This is a genomic window from Flavobacterium ammoniigenes (assembly GCF_020886055.1).
Classification (GTDB): Bacteria; Bacteroidota; Bacteroidia; order Flavobacteriales; family Flavobacteriaceae; genus Flavobacterium; species Flavobacterium ammoniigenes.
Map to the genome: position 1 here is coordinate 478,802 of NZ_AP025184.1, position 25,301 is coordinate 504,102.

The following is a 25,301-nucleotide window of genomic DNA, read 5'->3' on the forward strand; positions in this document are numbered from 1 at the left end:
TAATGATTTTAAAGTGTTTTAGCGAAAACCCTAATAAATTGATAATTATCAAGGCTTGAAACTAAATTTGATTAAACATTTCCTAATAAAAATTAAATTGAAAATTCGTATTTATCAGCAGTATAATCCTTTAAAATTATTGAATTAATATTTTTTATTTGGATTTATTCTACATTCTGTAAAAATCAAAAAAAGACTAGTTTTATAGGCCTAAAAAAATTGGTATTCGAAGAGCGAATTTTAATTTTACCAATTCAAATAAAAAATAATGAAAATAGGAATTGACGCTATAGCTTTTGACGTTGCTCAACTGCATTTACCCATAAAAACATTGGCATATGCCCGAAATATCGAACCCGAAAAACTTGAAAAAGGCTTGGGTTTAATTAAAATGACCTTGCCAGACGTTCATCAAGACACAGTAGTTTTTGGCGCCAACGCCTTAACCAAACTAGTAGTAGACAACCAAATTGACTTGAACGAAATTGCTAGAATATATGTTGGTACCGAAAGTGCCATCGATAGCTCAAAACCCATTAGTTCGTTTTTAATTGCCTTAATGGAGCAAAAATTCGGAGAAGGTATTTTAGAAAATTGCGACGTAGTCGATTTTACTTTTGCGTGTATTGGCGGGGTAGACGCCTTGCAAAACTGCTTGGACTTTGTGCGACTTAATCCAACTAAAAAAGCCATTGTTGTTACCACTGATTTTGCCAAATACGATTTGAATTCGACTGGTGAATACACTCAAGGGGCAGGAGCATTGGCGATGTTAGTAGCCGCCGATCCTAAAATAATTGCTTTCGAAAACGAATGGGCCACTAGCACTAAAGGCGTTTTTGATTTTTTCAAACCCTACCGAACAATTTCAAAAGAAGCCATCACTGGCAACAACGAAAACAAGGTTTGGTTTGACAATTTAGAAGCCGAAATAGAAATCCACAAAGACCAACCTGTTTTTGATGGACAATATTCCAATCAATGTTATATGGATCGTACACGCAATGCCTACTTTGCATTCAAAAAACTACTAAACACAAATGAAACATTATACGCTACTTGGGAAAGCATCATCATGCACTTGCCGTATTCGTTTCAAGGGCGTCGCATGCTATCAGAAATTTATGCACTTGACGCAGCAAACCCAATTTTGACAGGGAATGAATCAACTGCCGATTATCAAAATAAATTGAAAGAGGTGAGTAAATCTGATGAATATCGTGCATTTGTAAACCAAAAATTACAGCCTGCCGAAATTGCCTCTTCACTAATAGGAAATTTATATACTGGCTCTATTTTTATGGGATTCCTGTCTACTTTAGCCCATTTTGCCAACACTAGTTCAACTATTACAGGGAAAAAATTCGGATTCTTAGCCTATGGAAGTGGTTCCAAATCAAAAGTGTTTGAAGGCACCATTCAAGCTGATTGGAAATTGGCTGTGGCCAAAGCACAACTGTTTGAAACATTGGAACAAAGTCATGAAATTGATTTTACTACTTACGAAAAATTGCATAAAAAAGAGCAGAAACTAAGTGTGAAGACTCCAAAAAGCGAATGGGTACTAGACCGAATTGAAAATGAAAATCCAAATCTAATTGGTGCTAGATATTACAAATGGATTGATTAGATTTGTATTCTAATAAATTCTAATTCGTATGAAATACCATCCAATAGACCGCAATTTATATATAAAAAACCGCGCTAAATTCACGGCTCAAATGAAGCCGAAAAGTGTAGCCGTTTTTAATTCGAATGATATTTACCCTATCAGTGCCGATAGCACCATGCCATTTGCACAACACCGCGATATCTTTTATCTAAGTGGTGTAGATCAGGAAGAAAGTATTTTGTTATTGTTTCCAGACGCACCCTATGAGCATCAAAGAGAGATGCTTTTTTTGAGAGAAACTAACGATCATATTGCGGTTTGGGAAGGTGAAAAATTGACCAAAGAACGTGCTTTTGAAGTGTCTGGAATTAAAACCGTGTATTGGTTAACCGAATTTGAAAAAGTGTTGTTTGAATTAATGACACATTCTGAAACGATCTATATCAACACCAATGAACATTATCGTGCTACTGTAGAAACGGAAACTCGCGAAGCCCGTTTTGTAAAATGGTGGAAAGAAAAGTATCCCGCTCATGCCGTAGCCAAAAGCAATCCGATATTGCAACGCCTTCGTTCGGTAAAAGAAAATGTAGAATTGGAGTTAATTCAAAAAGCCTGCGATATTACTGAAAAAGGATTTAGAAGAGTTTTATCTTTTGTACAACCTGAGGTTGCTGAATATGAAATCGAAGCCGAATTTGCACACGAATTCCTTCGCAATCGTTCCAAAGGTTTTGCGTATACTCCCATTATCGCATCGGGAAACAATGCCAATGTATTACACTATATTGAAAACAATCAAGTCTGTAAAGCAGGCGATTTGATTTTGCTAGACGTAGCGGCTGAATATGCCAACTATTCAAGTGATATGACAAGAACGATTCCCGTTTCAGGTCGTTTTACTGAAAGACAAAAAGCAGTTTACAATGCCGTTTTACGAGTAAAAAACGAAGCAACACAAATGCTAACGCCGGGTACTTTATGGAAACAATACCATGTTGAAGTTGGCAAAGTAATGACATCTGAACTATTAAGTTTAGGTTTGATTGACAAAGCCGATGTACAAAACGAAAATCCGGATTGGCCTGCTTATAAAAAATATTTTATGCACGGCACGTCTCACCACATGGGATTAGATACACACGATTACGGAATTTTGACTGAGCCGATGCAAGCCAATATGGTGTTTACCGTAGAACCTGGAATATACATACCTGCAGAGGGCTTTGGTATACGTTTGGAAGATAATGTGGTCATTCAAGAAAAAGGATCTCCTTTCAACCTGATGCGTAACATTCCAATTGAAGTAGAAGAAATTGAAAGTTTGATGAATGCTTAAATTGAAGAAAAAATAGACCCAAAACGGTTTGCGAAAGTAAGCCGTTTTTTATTTGAATAAGTCAAACTGTACGCAATTTATAGTACATCATTTGAAAAAACTTTGTGCTCTTTGTGTTTATAATTTACCTTTGCAACAATGAAAACAACCCATTTCAAAAACACCATAATCAGCTACACCGACCAAGGCAAAGGAACGGCAGTAGTCTTATTACATGGGTTTTTGGAAAACAAAAAAATGTGGGACGCTTTTATCCCAGAATGGAGCAAAAAATTCCGAATTATCACAATTGATTTATTGGGACATGGCGAAACGGGATGTATGGGGTATGTGCATTCCATGGAAAACAACGCCGATGTTGTTCATGAAGTTCTAGCTGAATTACGTATACGAAGAGCAATTCTAGTAGGGCATTCTATGGGTGGTTATGTCGCTTTGGCTTTCGCTGAATTGTATCCCGATATGATGAAAGGTTTAGTGCTTTTAAACTCCACTTCAAGAGCCGATAGTAACGAGCGAAAAACCAATCGAGATCGCGCAATCAAAGCGGTAAAACAGTCGTTTCAAAATTTCATTTCCTTGTCCATCTCCAATTTGTTTAGTGAAGAAAACAGAGAGCGTCTTTCGGAATCTATTGAAAATGTAAAAAAAGAGGCGCTTAAAACCCCTTTGCAAGGAATTGTAGCCTCATTAGAAGGAATGAAAATTCGAATTGACAGAGAAGTTTTATTGCATTTAACCCCTTATCCTAAACTATTAGTGTTAGGAAAAAAAGACCCTGTTTTAAACTTTGAAGAAACCAAAGAACAAATTGAAGACACACAAGTGCAATTGTTGAGTTTCCCTGACGGGCATATGTCGCACATTGAAAATCAAGATGCACTGCGTGTCGCATTAATGGCGTTTTTTAAATCAGTGAAATCCTAATTTATTTTTTCTTTAAACGGAATTGTTTCGTCCAAAATTTCAGAAAGTAACAGGACAATTTGTTCTAAATAATGATTTAGAATTTCTTCCTCTATATTTTTAGTTTCTTCTTTTCCTGATTTAAAATTGAAAGGCAAAAATCCTTCTTTTAGGTTTTTAAAGGAGATGATTCCAGCTTCAATTGGTACTCCTTTTGCTTCTTTCTCAAACATATAGGCATAGGCCAATACTTGGATGATTTTTTCGTTTTTAATATCGAGCGTCAAATCATCCCAACTGCGTAAAGCGACGGTTCCTTTTTCTACTTTTCCGGTTTTATAGTCAATAATTCGGATGACTCCATCACGGTTTTCAATTCGGTCTACATTTCCTTTGATCAAAACTGGAAAAGGCAATTTCGGATGTTCTAAAAGCCTTTCGTAGGTTTGTTCCAAAGCAATGATTTGAACTTGTTCTCCCTTTTTAACGCTTTCTAATTCTACTTTTAGAAAGTTAGACACATTGCGTTTAGCGACTTCAAAAGCCAATAAATTGCGGCCTTTTTTGATTTCGCCTTCTTTGTAGACTAATTTGAATTGCTTCAAAACTTCGACATCAATTTGCTTGAAGCATTGTTGTAAGTCCGACTCAGAAATCAATCTTCCAATAAAAGGCTCGTAAAGGGTTTTTAAAGTTTCGTGTATAATAGTTCCTAGCGTATTCAAGGCGATGCTTTCTTCTACCTCTTCCACTTCGCGAATGCGCAGTATTTTTTGAAAATAAAAATCTATTGGATTCCGAATGTATTTGGTCAATGCCGAAGGAGAAAAACCCTGCTCTGCAATTTCTTTTAAACGCAACATCACCGCCGCTGACTTTGGCACTTCCATAGGCACATAAGCCGTGTCCGGCAAAACTGCATTGTAAATTTCTTGCGTCAAAGTATGCTTGGGTTGTCTTTCAACATCCAGCTGGGTAATAAATCTGCTTTTTTCGCCAGCATCCATGCCTTCGCTTTCAGTGTTGTACAACAAATATATATTGGTAGCTCGTTGTAGTAAATGATAAAAGTGGTAGGTATAAATGGCGTCTTTTTCTTTGAAAGTGGGCAAGCCTAACTCGCGTTTCACATCATAGGGAATAAATGAATTCGACGATTTGCCGGCGGGAAATTTGCCCTCATTCATTGAGGTGACAATTACGGTATCAAAATCCAAAACCCTACTTTCTAACACACCCATAATTTGCAAGCCATTCAAAGGTTCGCCTTCAAAGGAAACTTCGGCCACATCAATCACTTGTTTGTAAATCGCATACAAGGTTTCAATTTTATCGATATGTTGGTGTTTGGAATAGTAGGTGATCAATTTATTAATCACTTTGAAAATAGCAAAAACAAACGCCTTTGTTATTTTTTCCTCTTCATTATCATTACTCAAATTATTTTTTAAAGTCTCTAGTAAATTAATAATTGTTTCCAAAACGGGCACTGCACCTGTTTCCCATTTTTTGAAAAGCAACAAAAACAATTCGCTAGGATTTGGGTTTAAATCCAATAATTTTTGGTGGGTTATAAACGTATAATTATTGGCATTAATGAGGCGCACTAATTCCCTTGTTTTGGCGTAGGGTTCTATTAATGGATGGGTCAATATATCCAAAACTTCTTTGTAATACAACACATATCCTTTGTTATTTCTTGACAAAGAATTGGTGTGCATTTTAAATAATTTGGCTACCAAAATTTGGGCTGGGTTATTCTTAGCCGAATATCCCATGGTTATATTCAAAGCACCCACCGAAGCCGGTAACGAATACATTAAAGGAACGAGCAAGCTTTCTTCACCCAAAACAACCGCTACTTTATCTAAGGATTTTTCAGGATGATTTTCAATAGTTTGTTCCAATATACTTCCTGCAATTTTGGCTTGCCCCACTGACTTTGGGGTACCAATAACTTGAATATTCTTTGTGGCTGAAAAATCATCTACAATCCATTCAAAAGGATGTGTTTTGTAGTACTTCCAATTTTCTTTAAATCGTCGTAAAAAGTGACCTGCATCATGATACGGATCGTTGAGAAAGGTTTGATCTGCATCCCAATATATTTTGGCTTGACCAACAGATAAAAGTTCTTGAACAATTTTTTCTTCGGCAGCATTTAAAGCATTAAATCCCGCAAAGACAAATTGTTTACTGGGAACGGTATTTAAAAAATGAATTAAATTTTGAACCGCTTCTCTATAAATTAACCCTTGGTATCCAATTCCTTTTGCTAGTAAATGATCGTATAATGATTGGTAATAGTTGGGCAACAACTTCCAAAAATCAATATAGTTTTCGAGTAATTGAGTTTTGTCTTCAACTTCAATACCCCATTTTTTAATATCCTCTATATCTTTCAAATAAGAAAGCACATGTGAGGGTTCTAATAAGTACCGATCAATTTCATTAAAATCTTGTAAAAGGGTTTTGGCCCAATTGGCAAACAATTCAAATGATTGTTGTTGAGCGCTTGGAGTAATGGACAAATAAACTTCATAAAATTCAAACAATTGTTCTATTGCATCTACAGAACGTATTCCAGCTATATGTTGAACAAAATCTTCAATACTTATTATTTCAGGAGAAATCACGGTTTGACTCAACTGATTTTTAACAGCTTCTATTAAAAAAACCTTGGCTCTTTTATTAGGTAGAACAATAACCGTATCTGATAATTGATCAGAATGGTTATCGATTAGTAGCGTAGCGATTTTGTTTAAAAAAGAAGTGTTTGTCATTCTATAAAAATAAAAAAACGCCCTGATAAATCAGGGCGTTTTCTAAAAAATATTTGAGGTGTATTATTTTTGTAATACTACTTCTGTTCTTCTGTTTTTAGCTTTTCCAGCTGCAGTTTTATTAGAAGCAACTGGTTTGCTTTCTCCATAACCAATAGCAGTTAAATTTTCAGCTTTCAAACCTCTTTCGATTAATGCGTTTCTAACAACATCAGCTCTTTCTTGAGATAATTTTTGGTTAGATACCTCTGAACCATCACTATCAGTATGTCCTTCAATACTAAATTTAGCAGTTGGATATTGTTTTAACAAAGTTGAAATCGACTCAATTTTAACCGGTACATCTTCTGATCTAAAAGTAGATTTACCTGTATGAAAGTAAATTGATTTTGCATCAGCACTAATTTTATCTAAGTCAGCCGCTGTTACTTCTGGACAACCTTTGTTGCTCAAAAGTCCCGCCACTTCTGGACAAGCATCATCTTTATCAGCTACGCCATCATTATCAGTATCTGGCCAAGGACAACCTGCGTTTTCTTTAGGCCCTGCAACAGATGGACATTTATCATCTTTATCTGCAATTCCATCTTTATCTGCATCTGGACAACCTTTTAAAGTAGCTAAACCAGCTACTTGTGGGCAGGCATCATCAGCATCAGTAATTCCATCAGCATCAGCATCTGGACAACCATTCAAAGCAGCTAAACCAGCAACCTCTGGACAAGCGTCAATTCCGTCAACAATTCCGTCACCATCTGTATCAGGACAACCATTGAATTGTTTCAATCCAGCAACTTCTGGACAAGCGTCTTCTTTATCATAAATTCCGTCTTTATCAGTATCAGTACCTCCAAATTTGAAAATCAATCCTGCAGTATGTTGAAAATAAGAAGGCGCATCAGGAATGCCAGCAGTTACTCTTTCTCCATATGATTTTTTATATTTTGAAGCTAATTCAAAACCTATATTTTCAGAAATCCAAAAAGTAACTCCAGCTCCTGTGTTAATGGTACCGTAGCTTGCATCTCCTAAAAATGTATAACCACCTCCTAAAGAAAGTGAAGGATCAATTACTTTTGATTTGATTAAAGATTGAAAACTGTATTTAAGAGTAGCATCAATTCCGTAATAAATTAAATCTCCAGGGTTTGAAACTACATATCCATTTGCTGAGCTATAGTTTACAAATTTATCGATTTTGTTTACTGAACCGGAAACACCAAATGAGAAATTGTCCCCAATATATTTATTTACACCAATGTAAGATATAGATGGAAGAATATTCCAGTTTTCTTTTATTGCAAATGGTTGCGAAAAATGGCGGTCTAGCCAGTTATTCCCTCCGCCAGCGCTTGTTTTAGTGTCAATTGCGTTAACTCCAAAAGAGAAAGCCCATGGATTGTTACTATCTTGTGCGTTTGAGCTTAAACCCAAAATCATCATTGTTACAACTACAATTTTGTTAAAATGTTTCATATTTGATTTATTAAATTACTTATAAGTTATTTATAACAAAAGTAGGGCGTAATTATTAAACAGCAAAATTATTATTTGGTTAAATATCCTACTTTGCTATTTATGAACAATTTAGAATCATTTAAATTATATCAATTAGATGTAATTAAAAAAAGCATCTTTATTAATAAAGATGCTTTTTTTAATTGTATGACTAATTTATAATTGCCTACTTTTCTCCAAATTTTACTACTAATCCTAATGAATGTTGCATCATTGAAGGCGCATATGCCGCTTTTAAAATTTCTCTTTCTTCAAATGATTTAACATATTTAGTAGCATATTCTAAACCTACTGTTTTTGATGCCCAATAAACAACTCCAATTCCAGGGCTAACTGTTTGATATGAGTTATCTCCTAAAGTAGAATAGCCTAATCCTAATGAAATTGAAGGGTCAATTTTTTCAGATTTTAAAGCAGATTTTAAACTATATTTAACAAAACCTTCTATTCCATAGTACTTAAGATCTCCAGGGTTAGATACTTTATATCCTGTGTAATCACGAGTAACATATTTAGATACTTTATTTAAAGATCCTGAAAGCCCAATAGAGAAATTATCTCCTACGTATCTTGATACTCCAACATAAGATAGCACAGGTAATACATTCCAATTATCTTTTACTGAATATGCTTGAGAAAAATGACCGTCAAACCAGGTACCACTTGGCCAATTGTTTCCGCCTCCTGCACTTGTTTTGGTATCCAAAGCATTTACTCCAAAAGAAACTGCCCATGGATTGTTACTATCTTGTGCCTGAGCATTTAATCCAACAATCAATACAACAGCAATGATAATTTTGTTAAGATGTTTCATAGTTTATTTTAATTTATGATTTCTATAATTAATTTTAAAATTCTTAACAAAAATAGAATCATATTTTAGAAAAGCAAAACATTTATCAATAAAATTCAAATCGGTTATTTTAAGCCCTATTTATATTCGTTGATTTGTATTTGAAATCCTCTAAAAATTCCTTTTGTTTTTTTTCATAAAATTAAACCTTTGATACAACTATTTGCCTTCCAATATAAATTAGCACTTTTTCAACTACTTCAAATCCCATTTGTTCAATCACATTTTGATAATGATTTAATTGTGTTATGTATTTTGGATTTGGAACACCTGTTTTATAATCCAATAAGAATACTTTTTTATCAGGAGTTACCACCATTCGATCCGGCTTGATAATTTTCCCTTCTTTTTGAATAATCGTTTGCTCATTTAATACCCTATTGCCTTCGGCGAAATGATTAATTAGCGATTCGTGATTTACGATTTCAAAAATTGTTTGATATACCACCTCCTTTTGACCAAGTTGAATCAATCCGTCTTCTATGGCTTTAACAATAGCTAAATCTACATCGTTTTTACATTTTACAAAGGATAAAATTTCGTGAATTACATTGCCGTACGCTATCGCTTCTTGCTGATGTGTTCCCCACATTAGCGCTTCTCGTTGTGCAATTTTTATATTCTTTGGATTCAAAACTTCATTTACAGAAGGAATTATTTTAGAACTATCTTCGTGTTTATCCTCTGAAGATAATTTGATTAAATTCCCAAACTCATATTCTAGAATTTCTTCTTTATAAACCCCTTGCTCCAATAAATAATTGACAAAAAAAGCACACATGTTGTTTTTCGGCACTTCTCCTTTACTCGAGAGATTTTTACTAGAAATAATATACAATTGCTCTTCGGCACGCGTTAAAGCAACATACAAAACATTAATATTATCTAGTAATTCTTCTTGTTTTTTAATCGTGTATAATTCTAATGCATCCCCGCCAAAACCTTCCACCGCACTGCTATTGTCAATTAATACTTTGGGCAATCCAACAGTTGCTTCTTCTGCATTCAGCCATAATTTATCTTTGGGTTTGCGGCTATAATCTTCTTCGGCAAAAGGCATAATCACCACCGGGAATTCCAATCCTTTGGACTTATGAATGGTCATAATTCGGACAGCATTAGTTCCTTCGGGCGACGGAATACTGAATTTATCGGCGCTTTTATCCCAAAAATCCAAGAAATCAGCAACTCCTGCTTGATTGCGAATGTCTCTTTCCAATACAATATCTAGAAAATACTGTACATAACTGGAAGTACGAAGTTTAGGATTCAAAAACTTACTCACCATAATCTCTACCGCTTCATACAAGGACTTTTTTCGGAGATTTTGAAAGGATAAATCCAAATTAAATTGCAATAACCAGTGTTCAAATTCAGTTTCATCAACCAGCTCTTTACCTTTAGCAATAAAATCATGCACCGGCAAATGGTCTTGAGCATGTAACCCCAAATAATGTAAAAAATGGGCTTTGGCATCTATATCCGAACTGTTTTTTAAGTATTTCAATACCTGAATAATGAAACGGACTTCAGTAGCGTTTTGGATCATTAAGGTTTCGGACGATAATAGCGGAACACCTTGCTCTGTCAAAAAATTAGCCACTGCAATTCCTTGTCCGCGTTTGCGAGTCAAGATGACAATATCTTTGTACTCAAAACCTTTTTCAAGTACTTGGTTGATCGTATCTAAAGTAGCTTGCACATACTTTTCGGTTTTATCAACTCCTACTTCTTCTGATTCTGCTGTATCCGGTAGGAACGAAATATTGACATAACCTCCTGTCTTGGAATTTACCTTTTGATGGCTGTGATTTTCATACAAATCTTTGTAATCCGGATGTTGGAATTCGTTAGCCAATTGCTTAAAAAAACTATTGTTGAATTCTATTATTTGTGAATACGAACGGTAGTTGTATTCCAATTGTGTTACTTTCTTGTCGGGATTGTTGAACGGATTTTGGTCTTTACTCAACTCGATAAATTGTTCCGCTTTTCCACCACGCCAGCGGTAAATGGACTGTTTAGGATCGCCCACAATCATCAAAGTCCCTTTATCTCCGTATTCATCTTGGCCTGAAAGCGCATTGTCAATAAGCGGAATCAAATTTTGCCATTGCATTTCCGATGTGTCTTGAAATTCGTCAATAAAAAAATGACGGTAGCGTTCGCCCAGACGCTCGTAAATAAATGGTGCCGGTTGGTTTTGAATTTCGCGGTGAATTAACGCATTGAATTCGGTTATGGAAAGAATGTTTTGTTCTTGTTGGATTTTGGCCAATTCATTACTCACCGTATTTAATAACGACAAAGGCGTGATGTTTTTTAAGAAGGCTTTGTAAAAATAAATTTTCTCAAACAAGGCATAGACTTTGGACAAAATGGACAACAAATCAGGAATAATTGCTTCAATCAATTCGCGATCTTGAGCTGTTTTGTTAATGGCAATATCGTCTACTTCCTTGAATGTTTTGTTTTTTGGATTGAATTTCCCGGCTTGAATACTTGCAATATGATTCGGAAAAGTACCTCGTGAAAATGACTTAGGATCAATTTCTTTTTGTTCAATTAAAGCTGCAGCCTCATTACCAAAAGTGACGGTTTCTTTTTCTAATTCGGCACAAACAGCAGCGAGTTTTTTCTTGATTTCAAGAAATTCAGTAATGGATTTGTCCTGAAAATGGGTGATTTCATTTCGGTTGTTTTCATTCAAAACTAATTTTCCGGTTTCCAGAATCTCGCGCGAAATGTCCCAAGATTTGTCATCGTCGGTCTTTTCCATGGTGAAATCAACTAATAAATTAGTCAAGATTTCGTCTTCACCCGCTTGCGCAATGATGGCATCAACGGCCTCAATCAGTAAATTTTCAGTATCCAAAGTAACCTCAAACGTCATGGGTAAATTCAAATCGTGTGCAAAAGCACGAATGACTTTGTGGGTAAATTTATCAATGGTCGAAATATCAAAAGCCGCATAATTATGAATTAGGTGCTTGATGATTTGTTGCGCTTTGGTTTTAATTTGGATGATGGAAAGTCGCGTATCTACGGAAACGTCTTGCATCAATTCTTGTGCTTTTGAAGATGGCGTATCTTTAGCAAATTCAGACAAACTTCCTACGATACGGCTTTTCATTTCGTGTACCGCCTTGTTAGTAAAGGTAATGGCCAAGATATTTCGATAGGCATCGTTTTTGGGCGAGCTCAGGATAATTTTTAAATATTCTTTGACCAAGGCATAGGTTTTTCCTGAACCGGCTGAAGCATCGTATATCGAAAAGGAGTGTCTTTGCATAATGGGTATATCAATCTATTCGGGTGCTAAAAACAAAACCCTAGCCCTGATTGAAGCGACATCCTTTCCTGCTGGGGTTCAGCAGGAAAGATAAAGCGAAAAGCAGGAATAGCTTCTTGAAATTTTGGTTCGATTTAAAATTTGCACGAATAAAGTTTAAAAGTAGTATTTTTGCATCATGGAAACAAATAGACAGAAAAAAATAGGTGGCGTTATCCAAAAAGATTTGGTGGATATCCTGCAAGGTGAAGTGAGAAAAAATGGAATAACCAATTTGATTATTTCAGTATCCAAAGTAGCAGTTACTTCAGATTTATCTGTTGCTACTGTCCATTTAAGTATTTTTCCTCAGGAAAAAGCCCAAGAAACTTTAGTGGCTATCAAAACCAATACTACATTAATTAAACACGATTTGTCGCAACGCGTGCGTTTGCAATTGCGTAAAGTGCCTAATTTGGTTTTCTTTATTGACGATTCATTAGATTATATCGAAAAGATTGACAAAGCATTAGCCAACCGAGACAACCCTATTGAAAACAGAGATCTTTTAGAAAAACGCAGACAATCGTAAATTGAACTTTCCATTTTACATAGCCAAACGATACAGTAGTAGCACAAGCAAAAACAATGCTATCAACATTATTAATCGTATTGCTAGTGTGGGAATTATCATTGGAGCACTCGCTCTTTTTGTAGTACTATCGGTATTTAGTGGATTGAAAGAATTTAGTCTTTCTTTTGCCAATGCGATAGATCCTGACTTAAAACTCAACTCGACATTAGGTAAGTCTATTTTGATTTCGCCCGAACAAGATCGGAAAATCAAACAAATTGAAGGAATTGTTTCCTATTCCAAAATTATTGAGGAACGGGTTTTATTCACTTTTGATGGCAAACAAGAAGTAACCTACCTAAAAGGAATTGATAGTTTGTTTTCCAAAGTCAATCCCATTGAAAAAAATCTTTTTAACGGCCAATGGTTAGCGCCTAATACCAATCAAGTCGTGGTGGGTTACGGCATTGCGCAGCAATTCTCGATGGGCCTTTTGGACTTTAACCGACCTTTGGAAGTTTTTGTTCCAAAGCCTGGCAAAGGCGCCATCGACAATCCGGAACAAGCTTTTAATGAATCCGATTTGTTGCCAATTGGCATATATACCATCAATGAAGATTTGGATTCTAAATATGTTTTTGCTGATTTGGGTCTTGCCCAAGAATTATTGGAATACCAACCCAATCAAGTATCAGGATTGGAAATTAAAATTCAGAAAGGCGCCAATGAAAAAGCAATCATCGAGCAATTACAGACCATTTTCAATAATACTATTACAGTAAAAAACAGAGCGCAATTGAACGAATCGCTTTATAAAATGTTGAATACCGAAAATATTGCGGTTTACTTGATATTCACATTGGTGATTGTGGTCGCGCTTTTCAACTTAATTGGCGCATTGATTATGATGATTTTGGACAAAAAAGGCAACCTAAAAACTTTATTCAACTTAGGAGTCGAAATCAAAGATTTGCGAAAAATATTCTTGCTTCAAGGCACTTTGTTGAGTGTTTTTGGAGGAGTAATTGGTTTGCTTTTAGGTATTGGACTGGTGGTGTTACAACAACAATTTGAGTTAATTATGATTACACCAACCATGGCTTATCCTGTAGTCTTTACGCTAGAAAATGTTGCGATTGTTTTGGGAACGATTATTTTGCTTGGATTTATTGCCTCATTAATAGCAAGTAGTCGTGTGAGCAAGAAGTTGTTGGATTAACTCCAATTACACAAACTCATAACCTGCATACACCTCTTCGATTTCTTTCATTACGCTAAACAAATCGTCCACCTCATCGGTAGTAACTAATTTTTGTTTGTAGTCTTTGAAGGAATGAATGCCTTTAAAATAATTGGTGTAATGACGGCGCATTTCTACAATTCCCAGTCGTTCACCTTTCCATTCCATGGACCACATTAAGTGGTTTCGAGCCGCTTCTACTCGATCAATAACAGAAGGAGTTGGTAAGTGTTCGCCGGTTTTAAAGTAATGTTTGATTTCGTTAAAAATCCAAGGATACCCAATGGCGGCACGACCAATCATTATACCATCAATACCGTATTCGTTTTTATAGCGCAAGGCTTTTTCGGGCGAGTCAATATCGCCATTTCCAAAAATAGGCATGGTGATTCTAGGATTATTTTTCACCCTAGCAATGTGTGACCAATCGGAATGCCCTTTGTACATCTGAGCACGCGTTCGTGCATGAATTGACAAGGCCTGAACGCCAATGTCTTGCAACCGTTCTGCCACTTCGTCAATATTGATTGAGCTTTCGTCCCAACCCAAACGGGTTTTAACTGTTACGGGTAAATCGGTACTGTCAATTACGGCTTTGGTCAACCGAATCATTAAATCTACATCTTTCAAGACGCCAGCACCTGCCCCTTTGCATACTACTTTTTTTACAGGGCAACCAAAATTAATGTCAATTAAATCCGGATGGACAGTCGACACTATTTTGGATGATAACGCCATCGCTTCTTCATCGCCTCCAAAAATTTGAATGCCAACCGGACGCTCGTAATCAAAAATATCGAGTTTTTGACGGCTCTTGATCGCATCACGAATCAAGCCTTCGGAAGAAATAAATTCCGAATACATCATATCGGCGCCATGTGTTTTACATAATCTACGGAATGGCGGATCGCTCACGTCTTCCATAGGCGCAAGTAGTAAAGGAAAATCAGGTAATTCTATGTTGCCGATCTTGATCAAAGTGCTAATTTTTGGCAAAGATAGTTAAGTTAATTTAGTTATGAAATTTAAACCCTAGCCTGACCTTCATTTGAAATTAATAATTAGTTTTACGAAAAATTCTTACCGGTAGCACCGTTTGATTTTTATATTAACCAAAGCCTAATTCCAGGTTTACTAAATTACCCTTTTAATGAAAAAAATAATTGCAGCTAGTTTTCTATTCGTATTTATTACTTCTTGTAGCATTTTCAGTACTTTAAATTCAAACACTTCAATTAAGCCTAATGAAAGTTTTGTGCTTGGTAATAATGAACATGGATCATTCAAAGTAGTTCTAAAGAATATTTCAAATCATGATTTAAGACTAGTTATGGCACCCGTTTCAGGCGGTACTCACTCTCCCCTTATTGTTTCTCCAAACGAAACTATAAAACTAAAAACTGACAAAAACACGGCGTTAATTATTGAAAATAAATCAACCGAACCAGCCAATGTAGCTTTAAAAGTAACAGGCGATATTGGATTATCAATGGGTTATAAAAACTAACATTTAACAATTATGGTAAAATTAATTTCAACTTTCGTTTTAGTATTCAGTACTATTATTTGTAATTCGCAAATTAAAGGTTCTGGAAAAACCAGCACCAAAACCTACGATTATAAAAATTTTGACAAAGTCTATTTTGAAGATATAGATGGCAACATCGAAGTAGAAATTGGAAAAACTTGGAGTGTTTCTGTCACTATTGATGACAACCTAGAAAGTATTTTACAATTCAAAGAAAATCCATCTGAACATGAATTGAAAATTCAATTTAAAGGCAACCGAAAGAATCGTATGTATATTGAAAATACAAATACTATTATAAAAATTACAATGCCAGAAGCAAGTGTAATTAAAAATGCAGGGAATAGTGATTTGACAGTAACTCATATTTTTGGAAGGTATTTTAGATTGAAGAATTACGGAAACGGAAATACCACTTTAAATGGAACAACAGACCAACTTGATATTGAAAAAATCGGGAATGGAGATGTTATTTCCGAAACGCTAGTGGCAAAAAAAGCGAAGGTTAAAAACATAGGAAATGGTAATGTAGTAGTTAATGTGTCTGAAGAAGTCTCTGGAAAACTATTCGGAAACGGAGATATCATTAATAAAGGGCAAGCAAAATTTAGTTCCAATTCTACTAAAATTGGGAATGGAAAGCTGATTGACTAGCATTTCATATTGCTAAAAATCAAATCTCATTTTTGATTTTTCGTGCTTTAATTTGAAAAAAACTATCAAAGTTTTACCCTATATTTGCAGACCAATAGCATTTTAATTGCTATTGTCCCGAAGTTTCGGGATTGAACTTGATATTGAAAGTGAATAATGAAACATATTAGAAATTTTTGCATAATTGCCCACATTGACCACGGAAAAAGTACGCTTGCCGACCGATTACTTGGTGCCACTCAAACCGTAACTGCTCGTGAAGAAAAAGCGCAATTGTTGGACAATATGGACTTGGAGCGTGAACGTGGAATTACCATTAAAAGTCACGCTATCCAAATGGAATACACCTACCAAGGTCAAGAGTATATCTTGAACTTGATTGATACTCCGGGCCACGTAGATTTTTCATATGAAGTTTCTCGTTCTATTGCGGCCTGCGAAGGCGCTTTATTGATTGTAGATGCAGCGCAAAGTATTCAAGCACAAACCATTTCTAATTTATACTTGGCTTTAGAAAACGACTTGGAAATTATTCCGGTTTTGAATAAAGTTGATTTACCAAGCGCTAACCCCGAAGAGGTGAGCGACGATATTATCGATTTATTAGGTTGTAAACTAGAAGATATTATTCATGCTTCAGGGAAAACAGGTTTTGGAGTTGAAAATATTCTAGCTGCCATAATCGAAAAAATTCCAGCGCCTAAAGGAAGCAAAGACGAGCCTTTACAGGCCTTAATTTTTGACTCCGTTTACAATCCTTTCCGCGGAATCGAAGTTATTTTCCGTGTCATTAATGGCGAAATCAAAAAAGGACAAAAAATTAAATTCATGGCCACAGGTAATGAATATTTTGCGGACGAAATCGGCACCCTAAAATTAAATCAGGTTCCGAAACAAGTCATTTCAGCTGGAGATGTTGGCTACTTGATTTCAGGAATTAAAGAAGCTAAAGAAGTAAAAGTAGGGGATACTTTAACCGATGCCAAAGAACCTACTCAAAATATGATTACCGGATTTGAAGACGTAAAACCAATGGTTTTTGCTGGAATTTATCCTGTAGACACCGAAGATTATGAAGACTTACGTTCATCAATGGAAAAACTTCAATTGAATGATGCTTCCTTAGTTTTTGTGGCTGAAAGTTCGGCCGCTTTAGGTTTTGGTTTCCGTTGCGGATTCTTAGGAATGTTGCATATGGAAATTATCCAAGAGCGTTTGGAACGTGAGTTTGACATGACGGTAATTACCACGGTGCCTAACGTTTCGTATTTGGCTTACACCAAAAAAGATCCAGAAACGCCACTTATCGTGAACAATCCATCGGACTTACCGGAACCTTCTAAATTAGACCGAGTAGAAGAACCGTATATTAAAGCCACTATCATTACTAAAGCCGATTTCGTTGGCAACGTAATGAGTTTGTGTATTGAAAAACGTGGGTTAATTACCAATCAGACTTATTTGACTACGGAAAGAGTAGAATTGAATTTCGATATGCCTTTGGCCGAAATCGTATTTGATTTTTACGATCGTTTGAAAACCGTTTCTAAAGGATATGCGTCGTTTGACTATTCGCCAATTGGAATGCGAACATCTAAATTGGTCAAATTAGATGTACTATTAAACGCCCAAACGGTAGATGCCCTTTCTGCTTTGATTCACGAAGATAATGCCTACAATATTGGTAAAAAAATGACCGAAAAATTACGCGAGTTGATTCCAAGACAACAATTTGATATTCCAATTCAAGCCGCTATTGGAGCTAAAATTATTGCGCGTGAAACGATCAAAGCCTTACGTAAAGACGTTACGGCTAAATGTTATGGAGGTGATATTTCGCGTAAGCGTAAATTATTGGAAAAACAGAAAAAAGGAAAAAAACGTATGCGTCAAGTAGGTAACGTTGAAATTCCGCAAGAAGCCTTTATGGCAGTATTGAAATTGAACGATTAATAAAATACGATATTCAAAGTTAAAACCCAATGACGAAAGTTGTTGGGTTTTGTTTTTCAATTTAGGAATCTATGCCTAAAAAACTTTGTACCTTTGCCGCTTTAAACTTTGCTACATCATTATGATTGAAGATAAAAACCCACAACGCACCAGCATTTCGCAATTAGGCGAATTTGGATTGATTGATCACTTGACTAAAAACTTTGCCATCACGCAAGCTTCAACTTTAAAAGGAATTGGAGACGATGCCGCAGTCTTGGATTTCAAAGACAAAAAAGTAGTTGTTTCAACAGATATGCTAGTGGAAGGAGTCCATTTTGACTTGGCCTATATGCCTTTGAAACATTTAGGATACAAAGCAGTTGTTGCTAATGTGTCTGATATTTGCGCTATGAATGCCAAAGCGACACAAATCACAGTTTCTATTGCGGTATCCAATCGTTTTCCGCTAGAAGCCTTAGAAGAATTGTTCGAAGGAATTACTTTGGCTGCCAATGAATACAAAGTGGATGTTATTGGAGGGGATACTACCTCCTCGCAAAAAGGATTGATCATTTCGATTACCGCTATAGGTGAAGCAGACGAAGCTGAATTAACCTATAGAAATGGAGCCAAATCTACTGATTTGTTAGTAGTAACGGGCGATATTGGCGCGGCTTATATGGGCTTGCAAGTTTTGGAAAGAGAAAAACAAGTGTTTTTAGTCAACCCCAATTCGCAACCTGATTTGGATGCCTATACCTATTTAATTGAACGCCAATTGAAACCGGAAGCAAGAAAAGACGTGCGTACATTATTGCACGCTTTGGAAATTAAACCCACTTCTATGATTGATATTTCTGACGGCTTGTCGTCTGAGATTATTCATTTGTGCAAACAATCAAAAGTAGGATGTAATTTATACGAAGACAAATTACCCTTAGATCCTCAGTTCATTAATGTGTGCGAGGAATTTAATATCGACAGTACTACGGTGGCGATTAATGGAGGCGAAGATTTCGAATTGCTTTTCACCATAGCCATGGAAGATTTTGACAAAATAAAAGGCAATCCCAACTTCTCTATTATTGGTCATATGACCCAAGAAAGCGAAGGTATCCATTTGGTTACCCGAGCCAACACTAAAATTGCGTTGAAAGCCAGAGGATGGAATGCTATTGCAGAATAATTTTATTTATATACTACACTATTTATCTAAAATTAATTTTTAATTTTATTTCGCATAAACCCAAATCTTAAACAAATGAAAAAAATTTTAATTGCCCTATGTTTATCTTCATTTTTCTTTGGTTATAGCCAGGAAAAAGAATTCACATCAATTGAAAAAAATGAACTCAAAGCCAATGTGTTTTTGTTTGTTCTGAGTCCAATTGAAATCACTTACGAACGGATTTTAAATGAAGATTCAGGAATTGGTGCTTCGGTATATTTTATGAAAAAAGGAGATGCCGATATTAATTTTAGTTTATCACCTTATTATCGTGCCTATTTTGGAAAAAAAAGAGCCGCTGGTTTCTTTGTAGAAGGTTTTGGTATGTTAAACTCTGGAAATACAGGATACCATTCAATCTATGATCCAATAAGAGACGATTACATCTACACTAAAAAAGATAACTTTACCGATGTTGCCTTAGGATTTAGTTTGGGTGCAAAATGGGTTCACAAGAAAAAATTTATTTTCGAAATAAGTGGTGGTATTGGAAGAAATTTACTAAACAGTGATAGTCCTGATGTTATAGGAAGAGGTGGAATCAATTTAGGATATCGCTTTAACTAAATAAAAAAGTCCCAAACTCAATTGAATTTGGGACTTTTTTTATCATGTGTTTCGTCTAACCGAAACTTAGTCATTCATTTTCATCAGCCAATTCTTCATTGACACTTCATTTTCGATAATGTTTTTCAAGTCGGCAATTTGAACACGATCTTGTTTCATACTATCTCTATGACGAATCGTTACGGTTTGGTCTTCGATCGTTTGATGATCCACCGTAATACAGAAAGGAGTTCCCAAAGCATCTTGTCTTCTGTAACGTCTTCCTACCGCATCTTTCTCATCATACGTTACATTAAAATCCCATTTCAAATCGGCAATAATTTGATGTGCAATTTCTGGTAATCCGTCCTTTTTAACCAATGGTAAAATGGCTGCTTTAGTTGGCGCCAAAACGGCTGGCAAACTCAACACAGTTCGTGTAGAACCATCTTCTAAAGTTTCTTCTTTTAAAGAAGTTGCAAAAACGGCCAAGAACATTCTGTCCAATCCAACAGATGTTTCTACTACATACGGTACATAATTTTGGTTCAATTCGGCATCAAAATACTGTAATTTTCTACCAGAAAATTGTTCGTGTGCTTTCAAATCAAAATCGGTACGCGAGTGGATTCCTTCTAATTCTTTGAATCCAAAAGGAAAATCAAATTCGATATCGGCAGCCGCATTGGCGTAATGTGCTAATTTTTCGTGATCGTGAAAACGGTATCTTTCTTTTCCTAATCCCAATGACAAATGCCATTTCAAACGGGTCGCTTTCCAATGTTCATACCATTGCATTTCTTCGCCTGGACGCACAAAAAATTGCATTTCCATTTGTTCGAATTCACGCATACGGAAGATAAATTGACGCGCTACAATTTCGTTTCTGAAGGCTTTGCCCGTTTGAGCAATACCAAAAGGTACTTTCATTCGCCCTGATTTTTGAACGTTCAAGAAATTGACAAAAATTCCTTGTGCCGTTTCTGGACGCAAGTACAAGTCCATCGCAGAGTCTGCAGAGGCACCTAATTTAGTTCCAAACATCAAATTGAATTGGCGCACTTCGGTCCAGTTTCTTGATCCTGACTCCGGACATGCAATTTCCAACTCTTCGATTAAAGCTTTTACATCTTCTAAATCTTCATTTCCTAGAGAACGAGCCATTCTTTCCAGAATTTCTCTTTCCTTGGCTTTGTATTCCATCACACGGGCATTGGTGGTCACAAACTCTTGTTCGTTAAACGCCTCTCCAAAACGTACACGTGCTTTTTCGATTTCTTTGATTGCTTTTTGATTTAGCTTTTCGGCATAATCTTCAATCAAGACATCGGCTCTATATCTTCTTTTTGAATCTTTGTTGTCAATCAACGGATCGTTAAACGCATCCACGTGACCTGATGCTTTCCAAGTGGTTGGGTGCATCAAAATCGCGGCGTCCAAACCAACGATATTCTCGTTCATTTGCACCATTGATTTCCACCAATATTCGCGAATATTTTTCTTTAATTCAACTCCGTTTTGTGCATAATCATATACTGCACTCAATCCATCGTATATTTCGCTTGACGGAAAAATAAATCCGTACTCTTTTGCGTGCGAAACGACATTCTTAAATAAATCTTCTTGTTTTGCCATAGTAGTGCAAAAATATAAAAAGTGTCCTTAAAAAAAAGGAAATAGTTAAAGTTTGAATCGCTGATTTCCTTATTTTTATCTATCCTAACCCAAATCCTATGTTCCAAAGCCTCCTCCATTTATTTTTTCCGCCCACTTGTGCGGGTTGCCAATCTGTTTTAATGAGCAACGAAAATGTAATTTGCACCAAATGCCGGCACGAAATACCGCTCACTCAGCACCATAAAAATCCAGAAAACGATGCTTATAAAAAATTTTATGGTCGCATTCCGGTTGAACAGGTTTCGGCTTTAGTGTATTTTCACAAAAAAGGAATTGTCCAAGAATTGATTCATAGTTTAAAATACCGTGGACAAGAAGCTATTGGAACTGTTTTAGGCGAATGGTATGGCGAAGAATTAAAAAGCAGCCAATTGCTTCAGACAGTAGATGCAATTATTCCAGTGCCTTTACATCCGAAGAAATTACGAGAAAGAGGCTACAATCAGGTGACTGAATTTGGAAATGCCCTAGCCAAAAAATTAGAGATTCCGGTGAACAATTCGATTTTGTATCGGCAAGTGTATTCCAAAACACAATCGCAAAAAAATCGGTTGGGTAGAACTGAAGGTATCGATACTATTTTTGATGTTTCGTTTGACGAAAAAGACCATAATAAACATTTCCTTTTGATTGACGACGTGATTACTACAGGGGCAACATTAGAAGTTTGTGCCAAAGCGTTGTTAAAGATTCCTGGAACCAAGATTAGCATTGTTTGCATGGCTATGGCCGATTCTTAAAAAAAAATTATACCCCAATTGCTTTTTCTATTTCAAGTTAATTGACTAATTTTGAATTCACTTTTTAATTTTCACTTAAAATAATTATATCATGGCTTTTGAATTAGCACCATTACCTTATGCTTACGATGCATTAGAACCGCACATTGATGCACGCACTATGGAAATTCACCATACAAAACACCACAATGCATATACTACTAACTTGAATGCAGCTATTGCTGGAACCGATTTAGAAGGTAAAACCATTGAAAACATTTTAATCAATTTAGACAAAACCAATGCAGCTGTTCGTAACAACGGTGGTGGTTTTTACAATCACAATTTGTTCTGGTCTGTAATGACTCCAAACGGTGGTGGTTTACCTACAGGTGAATTATTAGAAGCTATCGAAGCATCTTTTGGTACATTTGAAGAATTCAAAGCTAAATTTGCCAAAGCGGGAGCTACTCAATTTGGTTCTGGATGGGCTTGGTTGTGCGTTCACAAAGGTGGAAAATTAGACGTTTGTGGCACTCCAAATCAGGACAATCCATTAATGCCAGAAGTAGGTTGTAGCGGAACTCCAATTCTTGGAATGGATGTTTGGGAACACGCTTACTACTTGCACTACCAAAATAGAAGACCTGATTATATCGAAGCATTCTTCAATGTAATCAATTGGACAGAAGTAACAAGACGTTTTGTTTTAGACAAATAATCTTTTATTGAATAAATAAAAATCCGCTGATGACCTCAGCGGATTTTTTTATTGAATCATTGTAAGTTCTATATAAAAAATAAAAGAGGAGGAATTACTTCCTCCTCTTTTGCCCCAAATCTACCATAACTTTAACCTTCTAATGTAAATGGTAGCGTAAAGATATCTTTACCAATATTGTTTTATATTTATTTTAGACGAACGTCTTAAATCATCGACAAAGCGTTTCTTTTGATCTAATAAGCTCTCGCGTCTTTCCCTTCGTAGAAATTCATGAAAGCTCGGTTTACAACTCGGTTTCCTCCTGGAGTTGGATAATCCCCTGTAAAATACCAATCCCCTAAATTTTTAGGACAGGCAATATGCAAGTCTTCAACCGTTTGGAAAATGATTTTTACTTCGGCATTGATTTCAGGGGAACTCAACATCTCTGCAATTTTATCTGAGATTTCCTCTGGTGTAAAAGGCTCATAAATAGCTGTTACATAATTGACAACTTCCGCATCTTTGAAATTTTCTTGCGCTTTACACTTGGCATACACCTCATCCACTATATGGTATAAGTTGCGCTCTTTTAACAAAGCTAAAGCCGCTCTAAAGGCAACCAAACCTTCTAGTTTTGCCATATCAATTCCGTAACAATCTGGGTAACGAATTTGTGGTGCCGAAGAGACAATCACGATTCGTTTTGGTTTCAAACGATCCATCATTTTAATGATACTCATTTTCAACGTAGTCCCACGAACAATACTATCATCGATAATAACCAAATTATCGGTAGGTTTAATCACGCCATAAGTTACATCATAGACGTGAGCCACTAAATCGTCACGGCTACTATCTTCTGTAATAAAGGTTCTTAATTTAGCATCTTTGATCGCCACTTTTTCCGTACGAATTTTAACCTTCAAAAGTTCTTGTAAGGTTTGTTCCGTTAAGGTACTTCTATTCTTTAAAATATAATCATTTTTTCTTTGGTTCAAGAAATCCTGAGCTGCTTCTACTAATCCGTAAAAAGAAGTTTCGGCTGTGTTTGGAATATACGAAAACACGGTATTATCTGTATCTTGATCAATTGCTTTTAAAACCGATGGCAAGATTAATTTTCCTAAATTTTTTCTTTCTTGATAAATCTCTGCATCACTTCCTCTTGAAAAATAGATGCGCTCAAATGAACAGGCTTTTTTCTCAATAGGAGTTAAGATTTGTTTCATTGAAATAGCACCGCCTTTTTTAATAATCAAGGCGCTTCCTGGATCAATTTCTTGAACACTTTCGAAAGGCACATTGAATACGGTTTGTATCACTGGGCGTTCTGAAGCTACCACCACTACTTCATCATCTTGATAGAAATAAGCTGGTCGAATTCCCGCTGGATCTCTAAACACAAAGGCATCTCCGTGTCCTAACAATCCCGCCATAGCGTATCCTCCATCTAAATTTTTAGAAGAACGATTTAATATTTTAGCAATATCCAAACGATCGGCAATAACGGGAGAAGCTTCTCTTTTATTCAAGCCCATCTCTTTGCATTCTTGGTACAATTGCATTACTTCTTTATCTAAGAAATGACCAATTTTTTCCATTACCGTTACGGTATCGGCCATTTCTTTTGGATGTTGTCCTAGTTCAATAAGATTTTGGAATAATTCTTTAACATTGGTCATATTAAAGTTTCCTGCCAAAATTAAGTTTCGGTGCATCCAATTGCTTTGACGCAAGAATGGATGTACACTTTCAATACTATTTTTACCAAAAGTTCCATAACGAACGTGACCTAAAAACAACTCCCCTAAATAAGGAATGTTCTCTTTTTGTAACGCCACATTGTTAGCATATTCAGGATGATTGGTCATCTCTTCATTGATACGCTCGTTGATTTGAGCAAATACATCTTGAATAGGTTGTGAAGCGTTGGAACGCACACGACTAATGTATCGCTGTCCAGGTTCTACATCAAACTTAATACTGGCAAAACCGGCTCCGTCTTGTCCTCGGTTGTGTTGCTTTTCCATCATCAGATACATTTTTTGTATCCCGTAGAAAGCAGTTCCGTATTTTTCTTTGTAGAATTCAAGCGGTTTCAAAAGCCTTACTAAGGCAATTCCACATTCGTGTTGTAAAGCGTCGCTCATTGGTGTATTGTAATTGGTTGTGTTGTTTTATTTTTTTATAAAAAATGCCCCGAAAATTTCGA

General features: G+C 35.9%; 19 protein-coding genes. 12 read left to right on the forward strand and 7 right to left on the reverse strand.

Going from position 1 to position 25,301, the window contains the following annotated elements:
* The first annotated feature begins 268 nt into the window (after nt 1-268).
* The 3 genes from LPC21_RS02110 to LPC21_RS02120 all read left to right on the forward strand — a co-directional run bounded on the left by LPC21_RS02110 (nt 269) and on the right by LPC21_RS02120 (nt 3,878).
* Nucleotides 269-1,630 (forward strand): hydroxymethylglutaryl-CoA synthase family protein, encoded by a 1,362-nt coding sequence (locus LPC21_RS02110; RefSeq protein ID WP_229317858.1) that lies wholly within the window; start codon nt 269-271, stop codon nt 1,628-1,630.
* A gap of 28 nt (nt 1,631-1,658) precedes the next feature.
* Nucleotides 1,659-2,951 carry an aminopeptidase P family protein gene (locus LPC21_RS02115; RefSeq protein ID WP_229317859.1) on the forward strand — a complete coding sequence of 431 codons (1,293 nt, stop codon included), beginning with the start codon at nt 1,659-1,661 and terminating at the stop codon, nt 2,949-2,951.
* Between the two features lie 138 nt (nt 2,952-3,089).
* Complete coding sequence (locus tag LPC21_RS02120; RefSeq protein WP_229317860.1) at nt 3,090-3,878, forward strand: alpha/beta fold hydrolase; 789 nt, start codon at nt 3,090-3,092, stop codon at nt 3,876-3,878.
* Here the strand turns inward: LPC21_RS02120 and LPC21_RS02125 are convergent.
* The 4 genes from LPC21_RS02125 to LPC21_RS02140 form a co-directional block, all read right to left on the reverse strand.
* Nucleotides 3,875-6,640 carry a PD-(D/E)XK nuclease family protein gene (locus LPC21_RS02125; protein ID WP_229317861.1) on the reverse strand — a complete coding sequence of 922 codons (2,766 nt, stop codon included), beginning with the start codon at nt 6,638-6,640 and terminating at the stop codon, nt 3,875-3,877. The two genes, LPC21_RS02120 and LPC21_RS02125, sit on opposite strands and share 4 nt — an antisense overlap.
* A 63-nt stretch (nt 6,641-6,703) precedes the next feature.
* Complete coding sequence (locus LPC21_RS02130; protein WP_229317862.1) at nt 6,704-8,116, reverse strand: OmpA family protein; 1,413 nt, start codon at nt 8,114-8,116, stop codon at nt 6,704-6,706.
* A 208-nt stretch (nt 8,117-8,324) separates the two neighbouring features.
* Nucleotides 8,325-8,972, reverse strand: a complete 648-nt coding sequence (locus tag LPC21_RS02135; RefSeq protein ID WP_229317863.1) for a hypothetical protein — start codon at nt 8,970-8,972, stop codon at nt 8,325-8,327.
* Between the two features lie 181 nt (nt 8,973-9,153).
* A complete protein-coding gene (locus tag LPC21_RS02140; RefSeq protein ID WP_229317864.1) occupies nt 9,154-12,303 on the reverse strand; it encodes a UvrD-helicase domain-containing protein in 3,150 nt (1,049 codons plus the stop codon).
* 178 nt (nt 12,304-12,481) lie between these two features.
* Here LPC21_RS02140 and rbfA point away from each other — a divergent pair, with 178 nt between their 5' ends.
* Both rbfA and LPC21_RS02150 read left to right on the forward strand, forming a co-directional pair.
* A complete protein-coding gene (gene rbfA / locus LPC21_RS02145; RefSeq protein WP_229317865.1) occupies nt 12,482-12,874 on the forward strand; it encodes a 30S ribosome-binding factor RbfA in 393 nt (130 codons plus the stop codon).
* 1 nt (nt 12,875) lies between these two features.
* Nucleotides 12,876-14,075, forward strand: a complete 1,200-nt coding sequence (locus LPC21_RS02150; protein ID WP_229317866.1) for an FtsX-like permease family protein — start codon at nt 12,876-12,878, stop codon at nt 14,073-14,075.
* Nucleotides 14,076-14,081: 6 nt separating this feature from the next.
* On the opposite strand, the gene dusB is transcribed toward LPC21_RS02150, so the two are convergent.
* Entirely contained in the window at nt 14,082-15,074 is a 993-nt protein-coding gene (gene dusB, locus LPC21_RS02155; protein WP_229317867.1) for a tRNA dihydrouridine synthase DusB, read from the reverse strand.
* Between the two features lie 172 nt (nt 15,075-15,246).
* On the opposite strand from dusB, the gene LPC21_RS02160 reads away from it, so the two are divergent.
* The 5 genes from LPC21_RS02160 (at nt 15,247) to LPC21_RS02180 (ending at nt 20,008) form a co-directional block, all read left to right on the forward strand.
* Entirely contained in the window at nt 15,247-15,603 is a 357-nt protein-coding gene (locus LPC21_RS02160; protein WP_229317868.1) for a hypothetical protein, read from the forward strand.
* A 12-nt stretch (nt 15,604-15,615) separates the two neighbouring features.
* On the forward strand, nt 15,616-16,278 hold the full coding sequence (locus tag LPC21_RS02165) for a GIN domain-containing protein (RefSeq protein ID WP_229317869.1): 663 nt from the start codon (nt 15,616-15,618) through the stop codon (nt 16,276-16,278).
* Between the two features lie 156 nt (nt 16,279-16,434).
* Nucleotides 16,435-18,231 carry a translation elongation factor 4 gene (gene lepA / locus LPC21_RS02170; protein WP_229317870.1) on the forward strand — a complete coding sequence of 599 codons (1,797 nt, stop codon included), beginning with the start codon at nt 16,435-16,437 and terminating at the stop codon, nt 18,229-18,231.
* A 121-nt stretch (nt 18,232-18,352) separates the two neighbouring features.
* On the forward strand, nt 18,353-19,399 hold the full coding sequence (gene thiL / locus LPC21_RS02175; protein ID WP_229317871.1) for a thiamine-phosphate kinase: 1,047 nt from the start codon (nt 18,353-18,355) through the stop codon (nt 19,397-19,399).
* Between the two features lie 75 nt (nt 19,400-19,474).
* The gene (locus tag LPC21_RS02180) at nt 19,475-20,008 is read left to right on the forward strand and encodes a DUF3575 domain-containing protein (RefSeq protein WP_229317872.1); all 534 of its coding nucleotides are present in this window, start codon (nt 19,475-19,477) and stop codon (nt 20,006-20,008) included.
* Between the two features lie 66 nt (nt 20,009-20,074).
* Here LPC21_RS02180 and LPC21_RS02185 read toward each other — a convergent pair whose 3' ends face one another.
* A complete protein-coding gene (locus LPC21_RS02185; RefSeq protein ID WP_229317873.1) occupies nt 20,075-21,622 on the reverse strand; it encodes a glycine--tRNA ligase in 1,548 nt (515 codons plus the stop codon).
* A gap of 98 nt (nt 21,623-21,720) precedes the next feature.
* Here LPC21_RS02185 and LPC21_RS02190 point away from each other — a divergent pair, with 98 nt between their 5' ends.
* Nucleotides 21,721-22,404, forward strand: coding sequence for a ComF family protein (locus LPC21_RS02190; protein WP_338030345.1), 684 nt, complete (start codon nt 21,721-21,723; stop codon nt 22,402-22,404).
* Nucleotides 22,405-22,495: 91 nt separating this feature from the next.
* Nucleotides 22,496-23,104 (forward strand): superoxide dismutase, encoded by a 609-nt coding sequence (locus LPC21_RS02195; RefSeq protein WP_229317875.1) that lies wholly within the window; start codon nt 22,496-22,498, stop codon nt 23,102-23,104.
* Nucleotides 23,105-23,340: 236 nt separating this feature from the next.
* Here the strand turns inward: LPC21_RS02195 and LPC21_RS02200 are convergent, their stop codons facing one another.
* Nucleotides 23,341-25,239, reverse strand: coding sequence for an amidophosphoribosyltransferase (locus LPC21_RS02200; protein WP_229317876.1), 1,899 nt, complete (start codon nt 25,237-25,239; stop codon nt 23,341-23,343).
* Nucleotides 25,240-25,301: the final 62 nt, after the last annotated feature.

Excerpts from the sequence above, each read along its gene's own strand:
- LPC21_RS02165 (WP_229317869.1), top strand. The coding sequence starts at position 15,616 with ATGGTAAAATTAATTTCAACTTTCGTTTTAGTATTCAGTACTATTATT.
- LPC21_RS02120 (WP_229317860.1), top strand. The coding sequence starts at position 3,090 with ATGAAAACAACCCATTTCAAAAACACCATAATCAGCTACACCGACCAA.
- LPC21_RS02195 (WP_229317875.1), top strand. The coding sequence starts at position 22,496 with ATGGCTTTTGAATTAGCACCATTACCTTATGCTTACGATGCATTAGAA.
- LPC21_RS02125 (WP_229317861.1), bottom strand. The coding sequence starts at position 6,640 with ATGACAAACACTTCTTTTTTAAACAAAATCGCTACGCTACTAATCGAT.
- LPC21_RS02135 (WP_229317863.1), bottom strand. The coding sequence starts at position 8,972 with ATGAAACATCTTAACAAAATTATCATTGCTGTTGTATTGATTGTTGGA.
- thiL (WP_229317871.1), top strand. The coding sequence starts at position 18,353 with ATGATTGAAGATAAAAACCCACAACGCACCAGCATTTCGCAATTAGGC.
- LPC21_RS02115 (WP_229317859.1), top strand. The coding sequence starts at position 1,659 with ATGAAATACCATCCAATAGACCGCAATTTATATATAAAAAACCGCGCT.
- rbfA (WP_229317865.1), top strand. The coding sequence starts at position 12,482 with ATGGAAACAAATAGACAGAAAAAAATAGGTGGCGTTATCCAAAAAGAT.
- LPC21_RS02130 (WP_229317862.1), bottom strand. The coding sequence starts at position 8,116 with ATGAAACATTTTAACAAAATTGTAGTTGTAACAATGATGATTTTGGGT.
- LPC21_RS02180 (WP_229317872.1), top strand. The coding sequence starts at position 19,475 with ATGAAAAAAATTTTAATTGCCCTATGTTTATCTTCATTTTTCTTTGGT.
- LPC21_RS02185 (WP_229317873.1), bottom strand. The coding sequence starts at position 21,622 with ATGGCAAAACAAGAAGATTTATTTAAGAATGTCGTTTCGCACGCAAAA.
- LPC21_RS02140 (WP_229317864.1), bottom strand. The coding sequence starts at position 12,303 with ATGCAAAGACACTCCTTTTCGATATACGATGCTTCAGCCGGTTCAGGA.
- LPC21_RS02110 (WP_229317858.1), top strand. The coding sequence starts at position 269 with ATGAAAATAGGAATTGACGCTATAGCTTTTGACGTTGCTCAACTGCAT.
- LPC21_RS02190 (WP_338030345.1), top strand. The coding sequence starts at position 21,721 with ATGTTCCAAAGCCTCCTCCATTTATTTTTTCCGCCCACTTGTGCGGGT.
- lepA (WP_229317870.1), top strand. The coding sequence starts at position 16,435 with ATGAAACATATTAGAAATTTTTGCATAATTGCCCACATTGACCACGGA.
- LPC21_RS02200 (WP_229317876.1), bottom strand. The coding sequence starts at position 25,239 with ATGAGCGACGCTTTACAACACGAATGTGGAATTGCCTTAGTAAGGCTT.
- LPC21_RS02160 (WP_229317868.1), top strand. The coding sequence starts at position 15,247 with ATGAAAAAAATAATTGCAGCTAGTTTTCTATTCGTATTTATTACTTCT.